We start from the raw sequence: 21,490 nt of genomic DNA on the forward strand, positions 1-21,490 counted from the left end.
AAATTGATTTCACTTGGTCTTCCTTACAAGTTTTTTAGTAAAGATTAATACTCGATTTTAAGAAATATCTTATTCAATTAAATCACATTCGTGATATCCATTCCTCCATGATAAATTTTAAATAATTCGGATGAAATATGCGGATTTGTTTATTTGCATTTATAAAAACCTCCAATCATATTATTACGACCACTTCATTTTTTATTATACAAAGCACAAGTTCTTATTTAGGGAGCGGGTGCCTGTATGAGTTGTGTAATGCTAAATATTCATATTTATTCAAGTTACGGAATCCTTTTGAACTGGGTTGTTCGTGGCTTTCGTTTTTATGAATCTATTTATGTTAGACATTTTAATTGGAAGTGGAATCTAAAATATATGGAGATAATAATGAAACTTAACGTAGTAATTCCAATATCCGCATTGGCGATGACTCCACTCATTGCTCTTGCAGCAAGTGAAACCGATGTGAATGCAGGTGTACCGACTATCGATACTCAGCAAACTCATATTATAGGAACAAATGATCTTGTTTCTTACGATGTTAAAGCGCTAGAAAACGGTAACACCGCTGTCTTCCAAGGCGATATCATACTGGGTAATGCCAAAGATGTTCAGAACTTGGGTGTTCAGCCCATGCGTTTTGCTGATGAAGGTGAAGTGACGGGATATGCATCGTGGAGTGGTCACGCTAAGTGGCCAAATGGTGTTGTTCCATACACCATCGCAAGCAACATTCCTGCCCATGATGTTACTTCTATTAAGGAAGGAATGCGTTGGATAGAAAATGTATCCAAAGTCCGTTTTGTTGAAAGAACCAATCAAGCAGGTTACGTACGCATTATTCGCGATAACGGTTGTTACTCACAGGTTGGTTATACAGGGAGATCTCAAAACTTATCTATTGGTCGAGGCTGCGGAACACCAGGCATTGCCGCTCACGAATTTTTGCATGCGTTGGGTTTTTGGCATGAACAATCGCGTGCCGACCGCGATCAGTATGTGAATATTCATTGGAATAATATTGAGCAAGGTAAAGAGCATAATTTCCAGAAGAAGGGAGCGGTGACAACATCGGTTGGTCCATATGATGTTCGCTCTATCATGCATTATTCTTCGGGTGCGTTTGGAAATGGTCGAGTCACTATATCGTCTAAGGATCCATCAGTACCCAATAGCCAACTTGGGCAACGTCAGCGCTTAACGGAGCATGATATCGCTGCGCTGCAAGAAGTTTATGGGGGAGGAGGTACGACACCACCGCCTACCGGCGGACCAGACCCAATCAATGAAACCCTTACAAACGTGAGCGTAGCGCAGGGCGGATGGCAGCACCACGTTCAGGAACTCGCCAGTGGTTATAAAACGCTGACCATCACCACATCTGGTGGGCAAGGGGATGTGGATTTGTATGTAAGAAAAGGCGCTCAACCTACTCTAAACTCATACAATTGCCGCCCATGGCGTAATGGTAATGCAGAAACTTGTGTGATCAATTCACCTGCAGCAGGAAAGTGGCATATAGGGGTAAATGGTTATCGCGCCAGCTCTGGCGTAACCGTGACGATTAAAGCGGAGTAACGATTCTCTCACTTAATCTGTCTATACAAAAAGCCAGCTTCGTTTTGATGAAGCTGGCTTTCTTTGTTCATGATACTTACTTTTGAGCTGACGACTGCTTTGAGCTGGCAAACTGTTTTGAGCCGGCAGACTGAATACACGAGTGCCGTTTAAATCTTAGATACGTTATATCCAGACTCGCGCAGCAAATCTCTTTCTTGTTTTATCAGTTGTGCTCTATCTTCGATGAGCTCATGAAGTGCTTGAGAAGGCTTGGAAGCCAGTTCTTTAAATTGATCAAAAGAAGAGGCTTGCTCAACGCTTTTAAGCATTTTGCTTACAGCGTTACGCGCTTCACATGGATCAGTTTCTGTTTTGAAATAGTCAACGCTGTGTACGGCTTCTTTCATTTCGGCAAGAAGCTCGGCTGGGCTATTGTCTAAAGCAATTAACATGTAGTTATCGAGAACACGTTTAGCAAACAACAGCTCTTTCAAGGGAATATCGCGCCCACTTACAATTAGGGACTGGCTCAGAATGGGACTAGAACTCATGGTTTTTCCTTAAACGAAAACAAAGGTTGGGCTAGGCAAAGGAAGCAAAAGTGAATAGATTTGTGCTTCATTTCAATATTTATACAGTGTTTGAGTCGATGTCAAAGGAAATGAACGGAAAAAGAAAATTTTTTCTGATTGAAGGGCGGGGGTATCCTTTCCCCCTAGAGACGTTACCTGACCGTTAAGTCGAGTTTAGGCATATAGACTAACGAGTTACCAACGATTACCAGCGGTAAGGGTAAGCAAAGATTTCGTTAATATTGTAACGTTCATCGACAGGTTTCACTTTTTGTTCCACGCTCCACTGCTCAACAATTTCCCCTTGATTATTGAAACGGAAAATATCGATGTAACCCGTACCTAGATCGTTTTCGATATCACGATCCACCTGCTTGGAATGGACAAGTACCATATCACCCATCGCAATGGTTTGAGCGGGTGTACGGACAAAACGCTTCCCATTTTGCGCCATACCTTGAAGGTGGTTGATAAAGGCTGCTTTACCATTTTGCGCTTCAGGTGTGTGCCCAACGAAGTTAGCACCGACAAAACGTCTCACATCTTTTAGATCGTTGAGGTTGTTGTAGGTATCGATAACTCGAAGCGCTTTTGTGCGATTGAGATCTTGGTTCTGTCTTGCGTACACATCAACCTCAGGACCCGAAAGCTCTGTGCTAGGCTCTACGCCTTGATAGTGATCCCAGTGCTCAACCAATTTACCATCTTCGACACGCCAGATATCAACATAAACATCTGTACTGCCGTTGTTCGTCCATGCCGAGTGAATGGCAACGTATTCTTTTTCTGCAATTGTTCGCAGAATGTCTACTTCAATGTTTGGGTTGTCGTCTAGATACTTCAAGAGCTCGACGCGTAGTGGTTCGGCACCATCTGGGTAATCAGGTGCATGCTGAACGTAAACTTCACCAATGTAGTCGTAGTAAGTGTTGTAATCTCTGTTGATCAACGTGTCTGTATAGAAACCTTCAGCAACATGTACCGACTCCATTGTTTGGAAGAAATCCTGACGAGCCTTAGATTGTTGATAGCGACCCTTATAAGATTGAACTGCATAAGAACGGCTCGGGAAAACGATGGCATTTTTTTGTGCTTGAGAATGTTGAGGAAATTGAATCGAACGTTGTTGTTCATTAAATTCACCTGGGAAAACGATCGCTTGTGAATTTTGAGCAACAGCAGCACCTGAAAGGGATGCCATAATTAGACTTGATAGTATGAGTTTTTTAGACATTTTGTCTTCCTTCTTATCTTCCTGGGAGAAAACACATCCTATTGACTGTCTGAATGGCGAACAATATGACCATATGAATAGGTAATATGCACAAAACCGATTATTTAGCGATAGATGGCAAGTTGCTGACGCAATTTCTCGCCATTTACGATTTTCAGTCTGTATCGCGGGCTGCCCAGCATTTGAACATTAATCAATCTTCAGCCAGCCATGCACTTGAGAGGCTCCGAAAAATTCTGGATGATCCACTGTTTGTTCGAAGTGGGAGAGGGCTTATCCCCACTGAAAGAGCAGATACAGTGGCGCTGGATGCAAGATTAGTCCTTGCCAAGTTAGAAGCCATGTCGACAGATATGACTTACGATCCTTCTACTGATAAGGGGGAATTTACGATCATGGCGAATGATTACGAAATCGAACATATCTTAAAGCCCGTCTTTCCTCTTTTTCAGCAGCAAGCACCTGAACTGACGATTCGAATTATTCACGCGATTTCTGGTTTGGATATTCCAACCGCACTGAGGGAAGGAGTGGCGGATCTTGCAATAAACCCAGACATTGATATCGACGCCACTGATATACGTCAAAAGCGTTTGATTTCAGATTTTGATGTTGTTTATTACGATCCAAGCCATCGCAGTGCGCCAAGCAGTGTAGGGGAATATTGCAATGCAAGACACGGCATCATTGTGTTGGGAGACATAAAAAAGACTGAGGCCGACAACCAGCTAGTGGCTCGCGGTAAGGAACGGAAAATCGCGATTAAAACCAGTTCTTTTAATGTACTGGCTAGTCTAATTCGTGGCACTGACATCATTACTACCATGCCTTCTCGACTTTCAGAATCCATCTTTAACGGTTTGGCTCAATGCCCTCCACCTGTTGATCTTGCCCCGTATTCCATTGTGCAGCTATGGCACCAGCAAAACAGCCACTCCGCTCGACATAAATGGGTGCGCGAAACCATACAATCTCCCTTTTAGCCAGCACCTTTGAGTGCGCTTTGTGAAAGGAAAAAGTACTGAATGTGAGCATCACGATGTTCATTTCTTTAGATAGATGACATCAGTTTCATACCATGTACACTTTGCCGTTTACCGACAAATCAAAGGATTGTTTAATGAAAGTTGCCATTGCAGGTGTCTCTATTCTTATGCTGGCTGGGTGTGTGAACCAGCAAAACGTTGAAAAAGCACCACTCACTCCAGCTACATGTGAAGGAAGCGTAGAGCTGCCTGCACATCTCGCTGATCACTTTGAAGCAGTGGAAGATACAGCTTTACTAGAAAGCGCGTTAGGAGCACCTGAAGAAGGTAAGTTGTGCCAAGGTAAAGTGTACATGAGCAAGGAAGTCTCAAACGTTACGCTCTTCCGAGCATGGAATAGTACGAATCCATACAGCCAATTTGGCCAATGGTGGGCACATGAAGTTCCTGCGGGAAATGTCGCCAAATACCGCGAAAACTATGAGATTTGTTATCAATGGTCGCCATTGGATAAGCTGGTGACGTGTAATTTAAAGCCGGGAACAAAAGTAGTCATAGGTACAGGTCAGAGCGCGAAGTGCTCAGAATATCTCACCTACGATGTTTCCGCCTCTCAGCAGGTTTACATTGAAAACAGTGCCGATGTGGTTGCAAACTGCAGTGTGAAAGACGGCGTATTTGAATGGAAATGAGCCCTGTTCCTGCGCTTTAGCGGAGTCACTGACAGAACCTGACACAGCGATGTGGTATACCTTCTCGATTCTAGTGACCACCAAAAGTAAAATAGCAAGCAGGAACATATACATGGAAAGGTTGAGAGATCTAAAAGGGTTCGGGCCAAAGAGTGAAGAAATCCTTGCGCAAGTCGATGTTCATTCAGTCGAAGACTTTCTTAATACCGACAGCTACGAGCTTTACGCGCGACTTAAAACCAAAGTGAAAGGAACGGGCTTAAACTCCATTTATGCCATTATGGGCGCTAAAGAAAACGTTGATTGGCGCGTTATCGCTAAATCCAGAAAAACGGAAATTTTAATGCGGCTAGATGAAATGGGATTGGCACCCAAATAAAGGTAACAAGACACAAAAAAAGCACTTGAACGGTGCTTTTTTTGTGTTTGGTCACAATGTATTTCTTTTCCCGGAGTTTCATTTTGTTCTGATGTCTCGACTCAGGCAAAGTTGGAAGATAAATTGAATTTTCAATGCGGTAAAGTAGTGAAACAAACCATCTTAGGGCTCTTACTGGCAACCTTCGCTTTTCCTTCAATGAGCAAACCGAGCACGTGTTATGGAACCACGTCGAATGGGTATTTGGAGAACGGGGTAAAATTGCCATTGTATGGCGACAATTTCGAATCCTATAGCCTACTCGCAAGCGCAGCAGGGAGAACGTATGTGCATTCCTCAGTCAGTGAAATCATGCTCTCTGCGTATCAAAACTTAGTGCAATCCCACCCCGATAAAATCTTCAAATATGCCGAAACGGGATTTGAAGAAGGCGGGAAATTTAGCCCTCATAAGACCCATCGTAATGGGTTATCAGTCGATTTCATGACTCCCATGATCAATCAAGATGGAGAGTCCGTGCATTTACCAACGAACCCACTGAATAGGCTGGGGTACGACATCGAGTTGGACGCGAAAGGACGATACGACGACTTAGAGATAGACTACACTGCTCTAGCTGCCCATCTAGTCGAGCTCCATAAAGAGTCGAAAAAACGAGGTCATGATTTATGGCGCGTTATTTTCGATCCCAAACTGCAATCAGGGTTATTCAAAACCACCTACGGCCCATACATCAAGGAAAACATTCGGCTTTCCAAAAGACGTTCATGGGTAAGGCACGACGAACACTATCACGTCGATTTTATCATTCCATGTGAAAAGTAATGGGCTGTTTCTGTATAGCTGGTTGAGCTATATCAAAATAAGGAATAAACAACTTAACAGTTTGTTGTCCTATTAATTTATATGAAAACTTATGAATGATTATTATAGAAAATTACATTGTATGATTTTTTTGCTTTGTTTCAATCCCCTAAATATTTATACCAAGTTAATTTGGAATTTCTTATTATTTGAAAACGTTCACCAATGCCTAACCTAGACATTATTTGATCTTTGTTCATATTCTTATTTTTAAGACGGAGGATGATGTTCTAATTTAGGGTCGTTTGTGTTTTATGTCTTAGGTGTGGATTGTTCCCCTATAATATTGTACGCATATAATACTAAAGAGTGGTTATTATGTTGGGTCTCTAACGACTTTCTCACCTTTAAACTCAGGATTTTCAACTATGTTAAAAACGGTTTCTACTTTTGCTCTTTCTATGTTCTCTATATTCAGTTATGCCGCGTCGTGGACGAATGGGGATCAAACCGTTAAAGATATTGTCTGGGCACCTGACCAGCATGGCTTTTACGTTGAAAACGAACAGTTTCATGATCCTGAACGATGCCGTTGGTCGTCGAAAGAGAGCTTGTATTTGTTTTCCTCTAACTTTGAAGTGACACAACCTCAGGCTGTAGAACGCCTTTTCTCACTGATTTTAGAGTCTCAATCCTCTGGAAAATCACTCGCTGTGTTAGTCGATGGTTGCGTTGGTCAGCATCCTAAAATTGTTGGATTGAAACTAAGCGCTGTTTAAAAAACGCTAGCGTATCAGTAGGGGGAGAGCAGCAATGTCTCCCTCAGATTAACTGTTTCACAGTGAGTGGAACATTCCATGAATAGAATGAGCAGTCATACAACTACAGAACTTTTTACCTGATAGTAATTAAGTATTTACCTTGAATTATATAAGCGACTAATTATTGTTGTAAAATTCTTGTATTATCTAACTATTTATTTTATACAGTGTATTATTGCTTGGGCTTTGCTTTCAAAAACATTTGAAAATAGCGAGTTATTCAAATTTATTTTTATTGAATTCTACTTTGATAAAATACAATGAGACTAAATGAATATTGAATTATAACTCGAATTTCTAAGGTTTTTATTCATATCAAACGTTATTTCCTCATGTCTTGAGGATTTATTTCCCACTTGGGAACTTATTCATCCGATTTTCGGTCGGATGAGTGTATTTTTTTGTAAAATTTTCGGAAGTCATAAACAGTGAAGTATTGGATCTTATTCATCAGTGTGATTGCCCTTTTAGGGTACGGGGTACACTCATATCTCAATTCAAATCAAGATACACCAACCCTGCCCATTCTGATCGTAGAGAAAGGAACAATCAAAAAAAATGCAGTTGCTGTGGGAAACATCGTCCCAGCGCACTCCGTTTCAATTAAATCTCAGATCAACGGCATTGTCGGTGAACTGTATGTTCAGGTAGGTGACCGTGTCTCTGAAGGTCAGCCTTTGCTTAAAGTAAGGCCTAACCCTACACCTCAGGACCTGACTGAAGCATCAACGACATTTATGCAAGCAGAAGCTGAAATGGAATCAGCCAAGCAGGAGTACGCCAACTTGCAGAGTCTTGTCGAGCAGAAGGTGATCCCAACTAATTACAGCGACTATGTGAAAGCGCGTTCTGCTTTGAAATCCGCAGAAGCGAAAGTGCTCCAGACTAAACAAAACCTTGCGTTGATTCGCAGTGGTGAAGCATCGGTTGGTAGCGCTCAGCTGACTTCTATAATTTATTCCCCAATTAATGGCACCATATTGAATAAAAAGGTAGAGGTAGGAGCGCCAATAATCTCTACCGAATCCAATCAGACAGCGACGGAAATGATGTCGATTGCAGACTTACAGCAGATGGTATTCAAAGGCAGTGTGAGTGAGCATGATGCAGCAAAGCTTCTTCCTGGTATGCCTGTTACGCTTACCATTGCTCCATTCCCTGATACTGAAATTCACGGCGTGCTTTCTAACGTAGCAATACAGTCTGAAAAGCTGAATTCCCACTCAGGCTCAGATAACAAATCCAAGAGCTTTAACAACGGATTTGAGGTTGAAGTCGACGAGTTAGTCATTCCTGATACAGTCAGGCTTCGTTCAGGCTTTTCTTCCACTGCAACCATTACGCTGAAAACAGCAGAGAATGTGTTGGTGGTGCCTGAGCGAACACTACAGTTTGAAGGAGAAGTTCCCCATGTACTGATACAAGATGAATCCGAGTCAGGATACCGAACTCAAACGATTGAGTTAGGTATGTCTGATGGCATTTTGGTTGAAGTATTGAGCGGGGTCAGTGAGTCCGATGAGATCATTGACGCGAGTATGATGGGAGTACCACATGGCTAACAAAAGACTATGGGTCTTGAGCTGTATCGTGGTATTTGGTCCAGTACATGCTCTTTCGATTGAGGAAGCTTGGCAGGCGGCGAAAGCGAATAATCCGGAGTTTGAGAAAGCTACGCTCGCCATTGCAAAGAAGGAGAATGCTCTTGCGTTAAGCCGCAGCGATAGATTGCCTTCACTCAATGTCTCGGCTGACGCGAGTTGGCGTGAAGGTAGTTCGACTAGTTATAGTTTAAACACAGCCCTCAACTGGACAATTTGGGATAGCAGTCTTTGGGCAAAATTAGACCGTGACGAAGTGGAGGTTATTATCTCCCAACTTGAGTTGGTGAAAATCCAAAATAAGCTTGCTAAACAACTGGTTGAGGCTTATCTCAATGTGGCAAGTGCGCAGGGAGATTTGCAACTGGTTGAAAGCAAATTGAAGGAAACACGCAAGCAATTGATCATTATCCAGCAGCGATACAAAGCTGGGAGAGTAAAGTCTATCGATGTGGAACAAATGTTTGCCAGTGAAATTTCGGACAAAAATAATATTCTGATTAACCAGTCTAAACTTGCTCAAATGCGATTAGAGCTGGATGCCTTGATTCTTCGTCAGGTGGATGAAGTAGATCAAATACGCAACGATTCATTGAACGAACCTGAAAGGCTTGTGCAGTTTGAGTCGGACTGGATTGAGCTGGCAAAAGATAGCAGCCCGGCACTCTTGATTGCAGCTCAAATCGTACAAGCTCGGAAACATGATAAAGAGGCTGCAATAGGTGGCTATTATCCTAAGTTGACTGGCAACTTTGGTGCTAGTCAGAGTACTTCAGATTTATCTGATAATGACGTTAATGCTGGGTTGAGCTTAAGCATTCCAATTGATCTTAACGGAACCATACAAAACAAAGTTGATGCCACGTCTCTCAGCGTCCGAGATGCTGAGTTGGATATGCGAAAGCTAGAAATCGACATTCGAAAAAAGGTGCAACTCGCGCACTCTCAGGTCGAGATCAAATGGCAGCAGGTGTTGGCGTCCAAAACTCTGATTGGCTCTCGAGAAAAGGTACTGAAAATGCAGCAGACACTGTATGACGCGGGGATGAGCGACACATCAAAACTCATCGATGCACACAATGAGCTGTATGACGCTAGGCATAAACTAAAAAACAATCTATATCAGTACTGGCGTCAGAGAGTTGCGCTACTCGCCATTGCTGGTCAGTTGGACGACGATACTATGATGTTGATTTCTCAAGCTCTAGAATCATGAATTCTCTACTTAGCCAAACTTGGCAGACTCTGATAGCTCATAAAATTAAAAGCCTGTTAGCTATTCTTGCCATCGCCTGGGGTGTGATCGCTGTGGTGGTGTTAATTGCACTGGGTGAAGGCTTTTATCGCCAACAAAGCCAGATGTTTTCACAACTGGCTGGTGATACCCAGGTAGTCTGGCCATCGCAAACCGGTAAGCCTTGGAATGGATTGCCCTCTGGTCGCGAAGTGCACTTTCAGGAAAGCACATTAGAGCAGCTCTCAAAGGCTGTCTACATTGATCGCCTTGCCGTGGTATATGAGCAATGGGATGCAAGTATCTCCAATTTGCAAGGGCATCAACTGACCAGTTTTCTTGTTGGGGTAGATGAGAATTATTTTCCATTGTCCTATCTGAAGTTTCAGCCGGGCTCACGTAATTTTTCACCACTAGACCAGGTTAATCACCGAAGGGTGGTCATTATTGGTGAGGCTATTGCCATGATGGGCGGTATCCAGGTGGGTGAGTTTATAAAAATCTCTGGTATTCCGTTTAAAGTGATTGGAGTCCTAAATCGAGAAGATGCAACCCAATCTTTTGGTGAGCACCGTAAGGTAATGATTCCGAGATCTACATACTTGGATATCTGGTCGGGCAATCCTAGCCGTTTATTAGTAAAGCCAACAGCTGAGGTGAGTGCAGGTCAACTTCGTCAACAACTTCTGAATTTTTTTGCACTTAAAATGCAGTTTGACCCGTCGGACCATCAGACGCTCGGCATGCCGGATTACAGCGGAAGCGTTGCAACTTTCAACAGCATTCTGAGAGCCATTCAAGCTTTTTTGGGAATAAGCGGTGCGATGACTCTGGCTGTAGGGGCATTAGGGGTTGCAAATATTATGTTCTTGTCGGTGACTGAACGCACCAATGAAATAGGTGTACGATTAGCCATCGGGGCTACTCAAAGAGCCATTCTGATTCAGTTTTTAACAGAAGGTCTGGTACTCGTACTCACTGGTGCGGTTGTTGGTCTGCTTGTCTCCTATGGTGTCGTGATGCTATTTGAAACAAACCACTTCCTATTACCTGAGTGGATTGGCATTCCAACCATCACTGCAAGTTCAGTGGCTTTATCGTCTAGCGTCGTAATTTCAATGGCGCTACTGGCGTCGTTTTTTCCTGCGAGAAAAGCGGCCCGTTTAACTCCCGTTATCGCGCTAAGTTCGAGGGGGTAAACATGCAATTACCAATGAGACAGATCTTTCAGGAAATGGCAGCACAAAAGTTGAGGCTTGGGCTGACGATTCTCGCGGTGGCTTGGTCGACACTATGCATTGGTGTGATGTTGTCTGTAGGGGAGGGCATTCGACAAGGGGTGATCAGTACGGCTGAACGGGGAAACGGTCAGCTTATTTACGTTACCGGAGGGATTGCAACCGTCAACAACAACCAGTTTTTTCAAGGCAAAGCACTGGATCTGGAATTAGAGGACGCTGACATAATTGCTGCGCTGCCAACTGTTGAACGTGCTCTACCTACAGCTCGATGGGATGAAAATCTACAGACTGAAAAACGCACGATATGGTCCCAGCCCCTTGCAGTTCGACCGGAGTATGCAAACCAAGTGGGGTTCGAACTATTAGCAGGAGGTCGTTGGATAAATCCTAATGATGAAGATGAACTGCGTAACGTCATTGTATTGGGGTATTTGGCAGCAGCTGAATTATTTAATGACAGCGTAGAAATGGACTGGTTTGCCTCGGTGGAGCTAAATACCGATCCCGTTGGTAAAACCGTTAAAGTTGGTTCTCAGACATTTACCGTTGTGGGGGTACTGGCAAAAAACAGTGCTCGTATTGAACAGGGCAACTCTATTGATTACGCCAGTTTTGTTCCTTTGGCTAGTTGGAAGCGCTTTCATCCACACGAACCCGTACGTGCGATCAATGTGCAACCGAAAAAGTCAGTCGACAGAGTTCAGCTTGCAAGCGTGATTCGTCAAATACTTATACGCAAACACGGTGCGTCCTTACAGGATGAGCAAGTTATCCAAGTAGACGACATGTATCTGAATCAAAAGACAATGCGCCAGTTTTTAGTTGGTTTACAAAGCTTTTTAGGGCTTGTGGGGCTGCTGACTTTGGTTGTGGCGGGTATTGGTATTGCCAACATTATGTATGCCATGGTCAAAGGGGCGACACGCAACATTGGCGTCAGGATGGCAGTTGGGGCAACCCCAATGGCGATTCGAATGCACTACCTTACACAATCCATCATGACCATGTTGATTGGTGGCGGATTGGGGCTGTTACTGACTTTTGCGGTGGTGTCACTATTCAGTGCGCTGAATCTGGAGGGAAATATGGTGTACGAAGACTTAGGTAAACCCGTACCAGAATTGTCCTTCATTGTGGTGAGTGTTGTAGTCAGTTCTTTGATGGTGATTGGTGTGTTGGCGGCTTGGCTACCAGCAAATCGTGCCGCTAGCGTATCGCCTTTGGAGGCTCTTCACAGTGAATAATAACGAAAGTTTTGGAAATAAAATGTCTGATAGTCCTTTGGTAAAACTGAAGAAAATCTGTAAATACTATGCTAGTGGAGAAACCGAAGTCAGGGCGTTGGATGGTGTGGATCTTCGTATAGAAAAAGGTGAGTACTTGTCTATTCTGGGTCCATCTGGTTCAGGAAAATCTACATTAATGAACGTGTTGGGGTGTTTAGATATACCGACAAGCGGAGAATATAATTTGGATTCTGATGACGTGTCGTCATTAACCCCCAATGCATTGGCTGCTATTCGTAACCAGAAAATTGGCTTTGTATTTCAGAGCTTTAATTTACTTGAATATGCTACTGCTCTGGATAATGTAGCACTGCCCTTAGTGTATTCGGGGATAAGTGCCAAAGAGCGGAAGAAAAAAGCCGCGCACTTACTTGAACAGGTGGGGTTAGGTGAGCGTTTGCATCATAAGCCAAGCCAGCTTTCTGGTGGGCAAAAGCAGCGAGTCGCCATTGCACGTGCGCTGGTCAACGATCCTCAGATCTTGCTCGCGGATGAACCTACCGGTGCTTTGGATTCAAACTCGGGGACGGAAATAGAAAAGCTGTTCAAACAATTGCATTCACAAGGGCGTACCATTGTTGTGGTGACTCACGATCAGGCGCTAGCCTACCGAACCGATAGGATCATCACGATAAAAGATGGGCTGATAGTTTCAGATCAGATCCCCCATTCCACAAGCCTTTAGTGCAACGCAATGATGCCGACTTCATCATTCCATGTAATCGCAAAAAGTAACATCATATTTATCTGAATGGGGTCCAATATTTCATTTGCATTCATTGGCTTGATGAATCGGTATGTTAGTGTTTTCTACTTCATAAATTCTAAAAACTAGGTTCACAAAGATGATAAAGGCAAAATGTACTCTGTGGTTGCTAATGGCGATGCTGCCGTTCAGCACTTGGGCTGCGCAAGATCGAGTTCATGTTCCAGGCACTTCCGCCAGTATGGAGCAACCAAATGGGTTTAAATTATCGGATTCTTTCGCAGGCTTTATTAACGCAAAAAACAATTCCAGTGTTGTGGTTATGGAGTTACCGCTAGAAGCATTTGACCAACTATCAGCGTTATTTAGCGACCTCGACATGGCTAAACAAGGCTTCGGGAAACAAGGCCTTGCTGTGCTTGAACTGAGCTCTGTGGAATTAGATGGATACAAAGCGCCAATTGTCATCGGTACACAAGCGATATCTGGAGTGAGTGTGGGCAAATACATCGCCCTATTCAAAGGTCAGAAAACGGTGATGGTCACTTATAATATTATGGGTAAAGATGCGCTGAATAAAGCGGCGGTATTGAACTCAATCAAGAATATTCAAATCGGAAATGCCGCTAGCGTTCCTGAAAAAATAGCGTTGCTTCCTTTCACTTTTGAACCAGAAAGCCCCTTCAAAGTAGCGGACGTAATGGGGAATTCCACCGTCTCACTCACCACATTTGATGGTATGGATAAATCGGGTGAGAAACCATTATTGATCATCGCAAGTTCAATATCTCAAAGCCAAATTCCAGATCAATCCAAACACGCCAAAACACTTTTAAAGTCAATCAAAGGGTTTGAAGGACACAAAATCATATCTGAAGACAAGGTCAGTTTTGCTGGCAAAAATGGTTACCGAACGGTAGCAAAAACAAACAACCAAACCGTTATTCAATACATAGGTACGCTAGATAATGGCTATTACATTCGTCTGGTCTCCATGGGAAGCCCTGAAGAAATCGAGAAAGTGACGAAAACGGTCGATACCATTGCGAAATCGGTGACGCCGAAAAAGTGATCATCAAGTATCGGAGTTCAATAACTTGTTTAGCTAAAGAATCTTCATTATTTTTAATGTATTAAAAATGAACCATAAAATATAATTTATTTGCTTTATGTGTTATTTTTAAACTATTATTTTTTAGTTTGTACTGTTATCTCTTTATCATCTCATTTCAATAAGAAAAGGTCGATTTATGTGTTGATAGTGCAACATAAAGCTCAAGATATGGTTACTATGTTACACAAATGGCACGTTAAGGTTTTGATGTGAAGTATTCAAATATGTCTGCCTCTGCTCTAGCTGAATTGATTGGCGAGCGCATCAGGCAATATAGGCTAAACAATAACGTCAGTCAGGAAGAGTTGGCGGACATCACGGGTGTATCGCGTCAAAAAATAGCGCGAGCCGAAAATGGCAAAGGTACTCTTGAAACTATCTTGTCATTGATGTTGGCGCTTGAAGTGGTGGATCATCTCGATCAATTTCTTCCTCCTACCCCAATTTCACCAATACAATTGGCGAAATTGCAAGGGAAGAAAAGGCAAAGAGCCTCAAGCCCAAGAACTCAAAAAGACACCGATTCTAACGAGGACGATCTGGGATGGTAAAGCAGTTCATTGAAGTTGAATACAATGGTGCATTTGTTGGGGCAGCTAGCTACGACACTGAAAACCAGCAAAGTGCGTTTGAATACGATAAAAGCTTTATCGATTCAGGAATCGAGCTTTCACCACTAATGATGCCGCTTCAAAAAAAAATCTACACGTTTCCGAACCTAGACCATGCCACCTTTAAGGGGCTTTCTGGCTTATTAGCGGATTCATTACCGGATGACTTTGGTAATAGCGTTCTAAATGCATGGGTTGCTCGCAATGGTCGTTCACCAAATAGTATTACTCCGCTAGAGCGGCTCCAATATACGGGTAAACGAGGTATGGGGGCGCTCTCCTATTCCCCTCCAACTAAAACGACAGGGTTTGATAAATCGAACGAGATAGAGATCAGCTCGCTCGTTTCTGTCGCTCAAGAAATATTGAATGAGCGCCAAGATTTTGGAGTAGGGATCGATAGAAAAGGCTGTGAAGACAAAGATGCCATGTTAGCACTTATGTCTGTGGGGATGAGCGCAGGCGGAGCACGCCCTAAAGCCGTTTTAGCTTTCAACGACAACTTCAGTCAAGCGCGTTCTGGGCAGGTTGAAGTGCCAGATGGCTTTTCTCATTACTTGATGAAATTCGATGGTGTTAGCGAGCACAATAAAAATGAAGAAACATTTGGCGATCCTCTTGGTTACGGTGCAATGGAGTACACCTATTACCAATTGGCGCATAAGTTTTGCGGCATTAACATGATGCCAACGTTGCTTTTAAATGAAGGAAATCGAAGGCACTTTGTGACTAAGCGTTTTGATCGCATAGGAAACAAGCGAGTACATACGCAGACTCTTAATGCAATGGCGCATGTAAGCTACAAAAAAGCCGGAGAGTATTCATACGAAGAGCTGTTTAGTATCGCTCGGCAGCTGAGATTAAAAGCAACGGATGCAGAAGAACTGTTTAAACGCATGGTGTTCAACATAGTCGCACGCAATCACGATGATCACTCCAAAAACTTTGGATTTACAATGAGTGATAAAGGGGAGTGGTCTTTAGCACCAGCTTACGATATTGCTTATTCTTACAAACCTGGCAGTAAATGGGTTGCGCAGCATTGGATGACGCTGAACGGTAAACGGGATAACTTTACTCGCGACGACTTTTATAGTTTGCGCCGGTTGAGTCCGAAGTTTAGTAAACAGATGGTTGATACTATCATTGAAGAAACTATCGAGCATGTATCCAAGTGGCGAATGCTGGCGACTGAAGAAGAGGTTCCGATGAGCTTGATTGATGAAGTAGAAGCCAATCTTCGTTTGAATATTTAACTTATCCAACCTCTAGTTAACCACAGCTCGTATCACACCTTTGCGTACAAAAGAAAAAAGCCAGTCGCAATATAGAGTGCGGCTGGCTATACAATTGTGAACAAATCTATTCACTAACAACGTCAGTTGGCTAGGTGACCCCGGCTTAAAAGGGTCACACTTACTAATACAATTCGCATGCCAATTTTAAACCCTTGAAAATACGCTGACGAAAACGTTTGCTAACCACTTTGTTGCATATTTGCATTTTCAAATCGCAAAGTAATTGCAAAATGCAGTAAGCGCGTTGGTTTCTTGTTCGAACAACCCGTCCATCAAACTCGATAAACCATATTCAGTACCATAGGTTGGTTTCTGAGTTGCCTCGCAAAATACTAGAAAAATTAAGAGCCTGTACAATCTATACCTAGTGCAATGGTTATAGGTGCGTATTATGTCCGCCCCAATTTTAAAGCTCACATATCGCAGGTGAACTGCGTAAGCAAAAAAAAGGATTTGAAGATGAAAGAGCGTTACCCAGTTATTGAGCCATTTAATTCAGGAATGATCGAAGTCGGTGATGGGCATCGCTTATATTGGGAAGAAGTCGGAACCCCTGTTGGAATACCCGCGCTTTATCTTCATGGTGGTCCGGGAGGCGGTTGTGGAGCAGGCTCAAGGCGCAGTTTTGATCCAAAAGCCTATCGAGCAGTATTATTTGACCAACGTGGCTGTGGGCGCAGCCGCCCGTTGGCATCGGAGCCAAATACTGACTTAAGCACAAACACCACGGATCACCTCATTGCCGATATAGAAGCCTTACGTGAATACCTTAATATCGATCGCTGGGTTGTAGTGGGCAGCTCTTGGGGTGTTACGTTGGGTTTGGTGTACGCCCAGCGTTATCCAAACCGCGTACAAGCCATGGTATTGGGGGCTGTGACATCGGGCACTCGACAAGAAATAGAGTGGATAACTCGAGATATTGGGAGGGTGTTTCCCCATGAATGGGAACGTTTTTGTTCGCATGTACCCGAAGAAGAAAGAGGCGGCGACTTGTCTGCCGCGTATGCTCGCTTATTGTCAAACCCAGATCCTGCCATTCACAGCAGAGCAGCGATAGAATGGTGCTTGTGGGAAGATACCCACGTTTCCTTAACACCGGGTTGGGCACCTTCACCCCGTTATCTAGAACCCGAATTCAGCCTAATTTTTGCTCGCCTTGTGACCCACTACTGGAGTCACGGTTGCTTTCTAATAGATGGCGAAATCATGGCTGGAATGCACCGCATAGCAGACATACCTGCGACCTTAATTCATGGTAGGTGGGATATTTCTGGTCCATTGGATACCGCCTTAACCTTGCACCGTGCTTGGCCAAATAGCGAGCTGATTGCTTTAGAAGAAGCAGGTCACGGCGGTGTTGGCTTCCCTGAAGCAATGACGGCTGCGTTAAATAAATATCGAGATTAGAAATGTGGGCGACCAATCCAGTGGACGCCCAAAGGCTGAATGATTATCTAACTGGCAACTAAAGCGTGCTTTTCACGTTCATCAAATAAACGAAACGTGAAGAATACTATTAAGCCAGTGGGACCATACAAAAATGTCAGTGGTAAGCAGGGAATTAATCGCCATTTGGGTAGGTTAGCGCGTGTAACCTCATCAATCATCCAGCGACCAACAAACAAGTCAAAAATAAGGAAGTGAAGCCAACCTGCGGCTAAATTTCCTTCTGATTCAAACAGCTTACTCACCCCGATTAGGCTAGAAAAATTCCCCTCTGGTGAACTGCCCCAAAACCGAAATACTAAAAACAAGTAAAGGCCCGATAAGACAAGAGGAATAATTCGCCCGCCGAAAAGTAGTACCCCATAACGAATCCGAGTTGATGAAATGAAGATCCCCAACACTAAAAATAGCCAACCTAACAACGCAATACCGCTACCTATTTCAAAGGTTAAATGTGCCATCATTGAACCTCTCCGTGAGCGTTTCTTGGTATCACTACTGCTTGTTCGCCATATTTCAACACTTCACCGCCATGTTGATCGGCATAAGACTGAGCTTCTTGTTCCGATGAAAACCAGAGATTCAAAGTCGAAAGAACTTTCCTACCAAAGTCAGGCGTGTGAGAGGTGCCATCCTTTTGTGCCATCAGTACAGGTTTATACGCTTCCCAGCTTTGATAGCCCGCTTCAATGGCTAACAACCGTAAAAAGTGTTTACGCTGCAAGGTGCGACGTTCGTTATATAAAGAAGAAATGGATTGACCAAAACACACGCCCGCTTTTTCGATTCTGCGGATAATGGGCATGGCTTCTGAAACACTGCCAGATTTAGCGACACGGTGTAACCTTCGAGCCTCACGCAGCAAGGATTCGACAGCAGGAATGGTTTTCGGAGATTTCAGTGATTTGGCATCACTAGGGGATTTTTGATTACGCATACAAACTCCATCGAGTGGCTGGTCTGTCTCGTTTAGGACCATAGATAAGAGTCAGTAATTAAATTGTCTTATTACACAGGTGAGTGAACTTTCACGAGCTGGGCGTCCTGCAAACCCGCGAGAAGAATAGCAACACATGGCATGAGTTGTAAATGGGTTTTTATTATTAGACTGTTGCGTTTTACATGTTGGTGTTCGCTCAGGAGGATGAAATATTAATCTGGGAGCTGATGCCTTGACTCCCAGATTGATGTTTGTCGAGTAAAGCTAATTACTCTAATTCAGCAGAAGGCTTACCTTTTTGCTATCGATGTGTTCAAATTTGTTTAACGTCCAAGTGACTGCCTTTAGGTATTCTTCAATGAGTACTTCGTTATCAGTGTTAGGGCGTATTTTATAGATGAGCTCAAAGGGGGTAGGTGCAAACTCAATATCTTTCCACATACTTCTTTTGATACTCGCTTCCAGTTTAGAGTCCAATTCTCCTGAGTTGATAAGAGATTCGATAACTGAAAAATTGCTAACAGCCCACAATTGTCTGTAGCTTACTTCCAGAGTATGCAGATTCGAAAGTAAATGACCTTCACTTGATGCGAAATATGCCTTTAATATTTTAGATGTACTGTCTATCCATAATGCTTCAGGCAGCTTAGTTTTTAACTCTGCGAGCTGCTGTGGAATGAAGAATGTGAATTCATGCTCCCTAACTGCAGCTAACAAGCTGGGTATATTGCCTAAGTATTGTTCAACCGTATTTGTATCTAAGTTCTCTTTTGAAGAGTTTTGAATCATTCCACGCACGAAACCAAAATAGCCTAGCGCACAGTAAGAGATGTCTCGGAAATTACTACTTATGGTTTCAGTCACTTCTTCCATCAGCTTTTCCTGTCCTTTTAAATCGGTCTGAAAAATTAACTGTGACAGGCTGAAGTACCCATAAAAGAGAGAGTAGGGGGAGTTAACTTGCATGGCTTGTAATAGCGCGAAATACAAATCTTGAGATACGGACTTTTTCGAATTGATAAGGTACGCAAGTATACTTTGTATGGGCTGTACTCCATTTTGAAGTCCGTTCGGGCGATACTTTCCGTTATTCACTGATGGAAGAAGGTCGGTTGCAAAATCAATGTCATCAAGAAGCAGAGCGACTTCGATCAAATCACATCTTTGGATGATGTTTTTTTGGAATTTCTTCAAAGACATCGACTTTTGAATTGATGCTCTTAAGCCTTCGTTTTCGGGGTGCTTCTTAAGCAGTTGATAAAGGTCTTGTGCTGTTTTGCAACTTTTAACCAAAAGATCTGAATCAATATCTTCTATGTTTTGCGATTTGCACGGGTCAATTGGCAGAGATGGTTTTTCACATACGGTGAATATTGGTCTTTTCGCGTTATTGCCACGTTTGTAAAAGGGAACCCAATCATCACAAGACGTAGGGTTTCCTAGATCATTAGCAAGGTTAGCTACCTTAGACAGTTCGTTTTTCTCAAAGTGATGAAATATTAAAGAAATCAAAGCCGAATTGTTTCCCATCTTTGAGTGGAATTGTTGTGCTTGGTCAATTAAATTCGGGGTTAAAATAGGAAGAAGCTGCTCTGTGAATGATCCTCTGTCGTCCCCTTCAGGGTAGGCACCAAGCAAGTAACTTATTGCACGATGGGGTTGAGCTGAGAAGCCATAGGCGGCTCCCTCAACCAATGCAGATTTCTTATCTTTCTCTGGTACTTGCTCGAGCAATTGCGCTAAGTGATTATCTGGTAAGCAAAGTTTACACCCCATAACAAAGACTCTTAGCTCTTTTCTATAGACATTTTGAGGCAATTCTTTAAGTAGAAGGCGCTCTTCGACTTTATCTTTTACATCTTCTCCCTTGATGACGGAACGCGCCAACATATATTCGTCGTAACAAGCTTTTTCTCGTTCATCTACGAGGTGTTTATATAGCTGAGAAATATCTGGGGATTTGTCTTCCCACTCTATACCGATGAACTTTGCGTGTTTTTTCAAATTTGAAAGGTCTTCGTCACCTCTCGAATACTTGGAGAGTTTTAAGGCAAAATCAGCAGAGTTTTTTAGGTGAGGTTCCACCAAACTAGCGAATAAAGATTCAGCAATTGCGAACCAGCCATCGTGGTTAGTTTCTCCCGCTCGCCATGCAGAAGAGACGATCGCTAAAAATACACCATAAGAGCTCTCTAAGTTGTACTTTTTACTGTAGGAAATGAACGTGAGATTTTTAAAGCTTTTTTGCACACAAGGGTGGTCGCTATCCAACCCCATGGAGCAAAAGGTTTTTATCGCAACACCATGCGCATAAGCTTCTTGATGACCTTCAGCCACCATTGGTCTTGCCAATCCGATTGACGCGAGTTCGTCAATATAGTCATATGCAAATGGGTCATACATCATTCCATTGACAATCTTTGCCCAAGAATCTGCACGAGTATCAGGGAAATTATGATTGAGGCGATACGCCAGAGGAATAGCTTCACTGTAGGTTCCCGTTTTACAGTGCTCTTCAATCACTTCTGAAATCAGAGAATCCCCGATGAAGTAATCGTTAAGGGAGACAATATCGTCTGTGTCTAAGTGGATACCAACGATGGAAACCCATGATTTCAATATTGGAGTACTGCATGACCCTCGTACGGAATTAACTGGGACTTTCTCTCGCAGTGGTATTATGAAATCTCTAAGCTCTTCTTTTCCACCTTCATTTTCTATCCACTTTATCGATAATAAAAGTATGATGAAGAAGTATTGGATCTCGTTGAATTCCTCTATTTCAGAGAGTGCTTTATTGATATTCAGATTTTCGATATGTTCAAAAGCTCGAAGAATCTTCTGGTTGTTTTTTCCACTGTCATTTTCAATAACCTCTTTGACAACCTCATACCAATCAACACTAGAATACTGCATCACCAAGTCCTATAACCATGAAGGATAAATTGCAAGTTACCCG

General features: G+C 43.0%; 20 protein-coding genes. 15 read left to right on the forward strand and 5 right to left on the reverse strand.

What is annotated here, in order from left to right:
- The first annotated feature begins 390 nt into the window (after positions 1 to 390).
- Positions 391 to 1,581, forward strand: a complete 1,191-nt coding sequence (locus VPNCDNU1_RS05555) for a M12 family metallopeptidase (RefSeq protein WP_167404730.1) — start codon at positions 391 to 393, stop codon at positions 1,579 to 1,581.
- A 149-nt stretch (positions 1,582 to 1,730) separates the two neighbouring features.
- Here the strand turns inward: VPNCDNU1_RS05555 and VPNCDNU1_RS05560 are convergent, their stop codons facing one another.
- Complete coding sequence (locus VPNCDNU1_RS05560) at positions 1,731 to 2,114, reverse strand: hypothetical protein (RefSeq protein WP_104399445.1); 384 nt, start codon at positions 2,112 to 2,114, stop codon at positions 1,731 to 1,733.
- 226 nt (positions 2,115 to 2,340) lie between these two features.
- Positions 2,341 to 3,369 (reverse strand): nuclear transport factor 2 family protein, encoded by a 1,029-nt coding sequence (locus VPNCDNU1_RS05565; protein WP_104399446.1) that lies wholly within the window; start codon positions 3,367 to 3,369, stop codon positions 2,341 to 2,343.
- 86 nt (positions 3,370 to 3,455) lie between these two features.
- On the opposite strand from VPNCDNU1_RS05565, the gene VPNCDNU1_RS05570 reads away from it, so the two are divergent.
- The 14 genes from VPNCDNU1_RS05570 to pip all read left to right on the forward strand — a co-directional run bounded on the left by VPNCDNU1_RS05570 (position 3,456) and on the right by pip (position 17,552).
- Positions 3,456 to 4,352: a LysR family transcriptional regulator gene (locus VPNCDNU1_RS05570; RefSeq protein ID WP_104399447.1), complete on the forward strand. Its 897-nt coding sequence runs from the start codon at positions 3,456 to 3,458 to the stop codon at positions 4,350 to 4,352.
- A gap of 137 nt (positions 4,353 to 4,489) precedes the next feature.
- Entirely contained in the window at positions 4,490 to 5,047 is a 558-nt protein-coding gene (locus tag VPNCDNU1_RS29065; protein ID WP_104399448.1) for a hypothetical protein, read from the forward strand.
- Between the two features lie 112 nt (positions 5,048 to 5,159).
- Entirely contained in the window at positions 5,160 to 5,426 is a 267-nt protein-coding gene (locus tag VPNCDNU1_RS05580; RefSeq protein ID WP_104399449.1) for a TfoX/Sxy family DNA transformation protein, read from the forward strand.
- Positions 5,427 to 5,549: 123 nt separating this feature from the next.
- Positions 5,550 to 6,251 (forward strand): penicillin-insensitive murein endopeptidase, encoded by a 702-nt coding sequence (locus VPNCDNU1_RS05585; protein ID WP_237324092.1) that lies wholly within the window; start codon positions 5,550 to 5,552, stop codon positions 6,249 to 6,251.
- Positions 6,252 to 6,658: 407 nt separating this feature from the next.
- On the forward strand, positions 6,659 to 7,009 hold the full coding sequence (locus VPNCDNU1_RS05590; protein WP_104399450.1) for a hypothetical protein: 351 nt from the start codon (positions 6,659 to 6,661) through the stop codon (positions 7,007 to 7,009).
- A 470-nt stretch (positions 7,010 to 7,479) separates the two neighbouring features.
- Entirely contained in the window at positions 7,480 to 8,613 is a 1,134-nt protein-coding gene (locus VPNCDNU1_RS05595) for an efflux RND transporter periplasmic adaptor subunit (protein WP_104399451.1), read from the forward strand.
- Positions 8,606 to 9,868 carry a TolC family protein gene (locus tag VPNCDNU1_RS05600; protein ID WP_104399452.1) on the forward strand — a complete coding sequence of 421 codons (1,263 nt, stop codon included), beginning with the start codon at positions 8,606 to 8,608 and terminating at the stop codon, positions 9,866 to 9,868. Before VPNCDNU1_RS05595 ends, VPNCDNU1_RS05600 begins: the two co-directional genes overlap by 8 nt.
- On the forward strand, positions 9,865 to 11,085 hold the full coding sequence (locus VPNCDNU1_RS05605) for an ABC transporter permease (RefSeq protein WP_104399453.1): 1,221 nt from the start codon (positions 9,865 to 9,867) through the stop codon (positions 11,083 to 11,085). The genes VPNCDNU1_RS05600 and VPNCDNU1_RS05605 overlap by 4 nt, the downstream gene beginning before the upstream one ends.
- Positions 11,086 to 11,087: 2 nt before the next feature.
- Positions 11,088 to 12,371, forward strand: coding sequence for an ABC transporter permease (locus VPNCDNU1_RS05610; protein WP_104399454.1), 1,284 nt, complete (start codon positions 11,088 to 11,090; stop codon positions 12,369 to 12,371).
- Positions 12,364 to 13,098: an ABC transporter ATP-binding protein gene (locus VPNCDNU1_RS05615; RefSeq protein ID WP_104399455.1), complete on the forward strand. Its 735-nt coding sequence runs from the start codon at positions 12,364 to 12,366 to the stop codon at positions 13,096 to 13,098. The genes VPNCDNU1_RS05610 and VPNCDNU1_RS05615 overlap by 8 nt, the downstream gene beginning before the upstream one ends.
- Positions 13,099 to 13,258: 160 nt before the next feature.
- On the forward strand, positions 13,259 to 14,191 hold the full coding sequence (locus VPNCDNU1_RS05620; RefSeq protein ID WP_145959437.1) for a hypothetical protein: 933 nt from the start codon (positions 13,259 to 13,261) through the stop codon (positions 14,189 to 14,191).
- Between the two features lie 251 nt (positions 14,192 to 14,442).
- The gene (locus VPNCDNU1_RS05625; protein ID WP_201797107.1) at positions 14,443 to 14,784 is read left to right on the forward strand and encodes a helix-turn-helix domain-containing protein; all 342 of its coding nucleotides are present in this window, start codon (positions 14,443 to 14,445) and stop codon (positions 14,782 to 14,784) included.
- The gene (locus tag VPNCDNU1_RS05630; protein ID WP_104399458.1) at positions 14,778 to 16,100 is read left to right on the forward strand and encodes a type II toxin-antitoxin system HipA family toxin; all 1,323 of its coding nucleotides are present in this window, start codon (positions 14,778 to 14,780) and stop codon (positions 16,098 to 16,100) included. Before VPNCDNU1_RS05625 ends, VPNCDNU1_RS05630 begins: the two co-directional genes overlap by 7 nt.
- 501 nt (positions 16,101 to 16,601) lie before the next feature.
- Positions 16,602 to 17,552: a prolyl aminopeptidase gene (pip, locus tag VPNCDNU1_RS05635; RefSeq protein WP_104399459.1), complete on the forward strand. Its 951-nt coding sequence runs from the start codon at positions 16,602 to 16,604 to the stop codon at positions 17,550 to 17,552.
- A 47-nt stretch (positions 17,553 to 17,599) separates the two neighbouring features.
- Here the strand turns inward: pip and VPNCDNU1_RS05640 are convergent, their stop codons facing one another.
- From VPNCDNU1_RS05640 to VPNCDNU1_RS05650, 3 genes are all read right to left on the reverse strand, one after another.
- The gene (locus tag VPNCDNU1_RS05640; RefSeq protein WP_104399460.1) at positions 17,600 to 18,055 is read right to left on the reverse strand and encodes an ABA4-like family protein; all 456 of its coding nucleotides are present in this window, start codon (positions 18,053 to 18,055) and stop codon (positions 17,600 to 17,602) included.
- Positions 18,052 to 18,528 carry a hypothetical protein gene (locus VPNCDNU1_RS05645; RefSeq protein ID WP_104399461.1) on the reverse strand — a complete coding sequence of 159 codons (477 nt, stop codon included), beginning with the start codon at positions 18,526 to 18,528 and terminating at the stop codon, positions 18,052 to 18,054. The genes VPNCDNU1_RS05640 and VPNCDNU1_RS05645 overlap by 4 nt, the downstream gene beginning before the upstream one ends.
- A gap of 276 nt (positions 18,529 to 18,804) precedes the next feature.
- The gene (locus tag VPNCDNU1_RS05650; protein WP_104399462.1) at positions 18,805 to 21,447 is read right to left on the reverse strand and encodes a hypothetical protein; all 2,643 of its coding nucleotides are present in this window, start codon (positions 21,445 to 21,447) and stop codon (positions 18,805 to 18,807) included.
- Between the last annotated feature and the right edge of the window lie 43 nt (positions 21,448 to 21,490).

Origin of the sequence: Vibrio penaeicida (assembly GCF_002933855.1) — a bacterium.
GTDB lineage: Bacteria > Pseudomonadota > Gammaproteobacteria > Enterobacterales > Vibrionaceae > Vibrio > Vibrio penaeicida_A.

Bases quoted from the DNA above. Each gene is read 5' to 3' on its own strand.
- VPNCDNU1_RS05555 (WP_167404730.1), top strand. From the start codon at position 391: ATGAAACTTAACGTAGTAATTCCAATATCCGCATTGGCGATGACTCCA.
- VPNCDNU1_RS05560 (WP_104399445.1), bottom strand. From the start codon at position 2,114: ATGAGTTCTAGTCCCATTCTGAGCCAGTCCCTAATTGTAAGTGGGCGC.
- VPNCDNU1_RS05565 (WP_104399446.1), bottom strand. From the start codon at position 3,369: ATGTCTAAAAAACTCATACTATCAAGTCTAATTATGGCATCCCTTTCA.
- VPNCDNU1_RS05570 (WP_104399447.1), top strand. From the start codon at position 3,456: ATGCACAAAACCGATTATTTAGCGATAGATGGCAAGTTGCTGACGCAA.
- VPNCDNU1_RS29065 (WP_104399448.1), top strand. From the start codon at position 4,490: ATGAAAGTTGCCATTGCAGGTGTCTCTATTCTTATGCTGGCTGGGTGT.
- VPNCDNU1_RS05580 (WP_104399449.1), top strand. From the start codon at position 5,160: ATGGAAAGGTTGAGAGATCTAAAAGGGTTCGGGCCAAAGAGTGAAGAA.
- VPNCDNU1_RS05590 (WP_104399450.1), top strand. From the start codon at position 6,659: ATGTTAAAAACGGTTTCTACTTTTGCTCTTTCTATGTTCTCTATATTC.
- VPNCDNU1_RS05600 (WP_104399452.1), top strand. From the start codon at position 8,606: ATGGCTAACAAAAGACTATGGGTCTTGAGCTGTATCGTGGTATTTGGT.
- VPNCDNU1_RS05605 (WP_104399453.1), top strand. From the start codon at position 9,865: ATGAATTCTCTACTTAGCCAAACTTGGCAGACTCTGATAGCTCATAAA.
- VPNCDNU1_RS05610 (WP_104399454.1), top strand. From the start codon at position 11,088: ATGCAATTACCAATGAGACAGATCTTTCAGGAAATGGCAGCACAAAAG.
- VPNCDNU1_RS05620 (WP_145959437.1), top strand. From the start codon at position 13,259: ATGATAAAGGCAAAATGTACTCTGTGGTTGCTAATGGCGATGCTGCCG.
- VPNCDNU1_RS05630 (WP_104399458.1), top strand. From the start codon at position 14,778: ATGGTAAAGCAGTTCATTGAAGTTGAATACAATGGTGCATTTGTTGGG.
- pip (WP_104399459.1), top strand. From the start codon at position 16,602: ATGAAAGAGCGTTACCCAGTTATTGAGCCATTTAATTCAGGAATGATC.
- VPNCDNU1_RS05640 (WP_104399460.1), bottom strand. From the start codon at position 18,055: ATGATGGCACATTTAACCTTTGAAATAGGTAGCGGTATTGCGTTGTTA.
- VPNCDNU1_RS05645 (WP_104399461.1), bottom strand. From the start codon at position 18,528: ATGCGTAATCAAAAATCCCCTAGTGATGCCAAATCACTGAAATCTCCG.
- VPNCDNU1_RS05650 (WP_104399462.1), bottom strand. From the start codon at position 21,447: ATGCAGTATTCTAGTGTTGATTGGTATGAGGTTGTCAAAGAGGTTATT.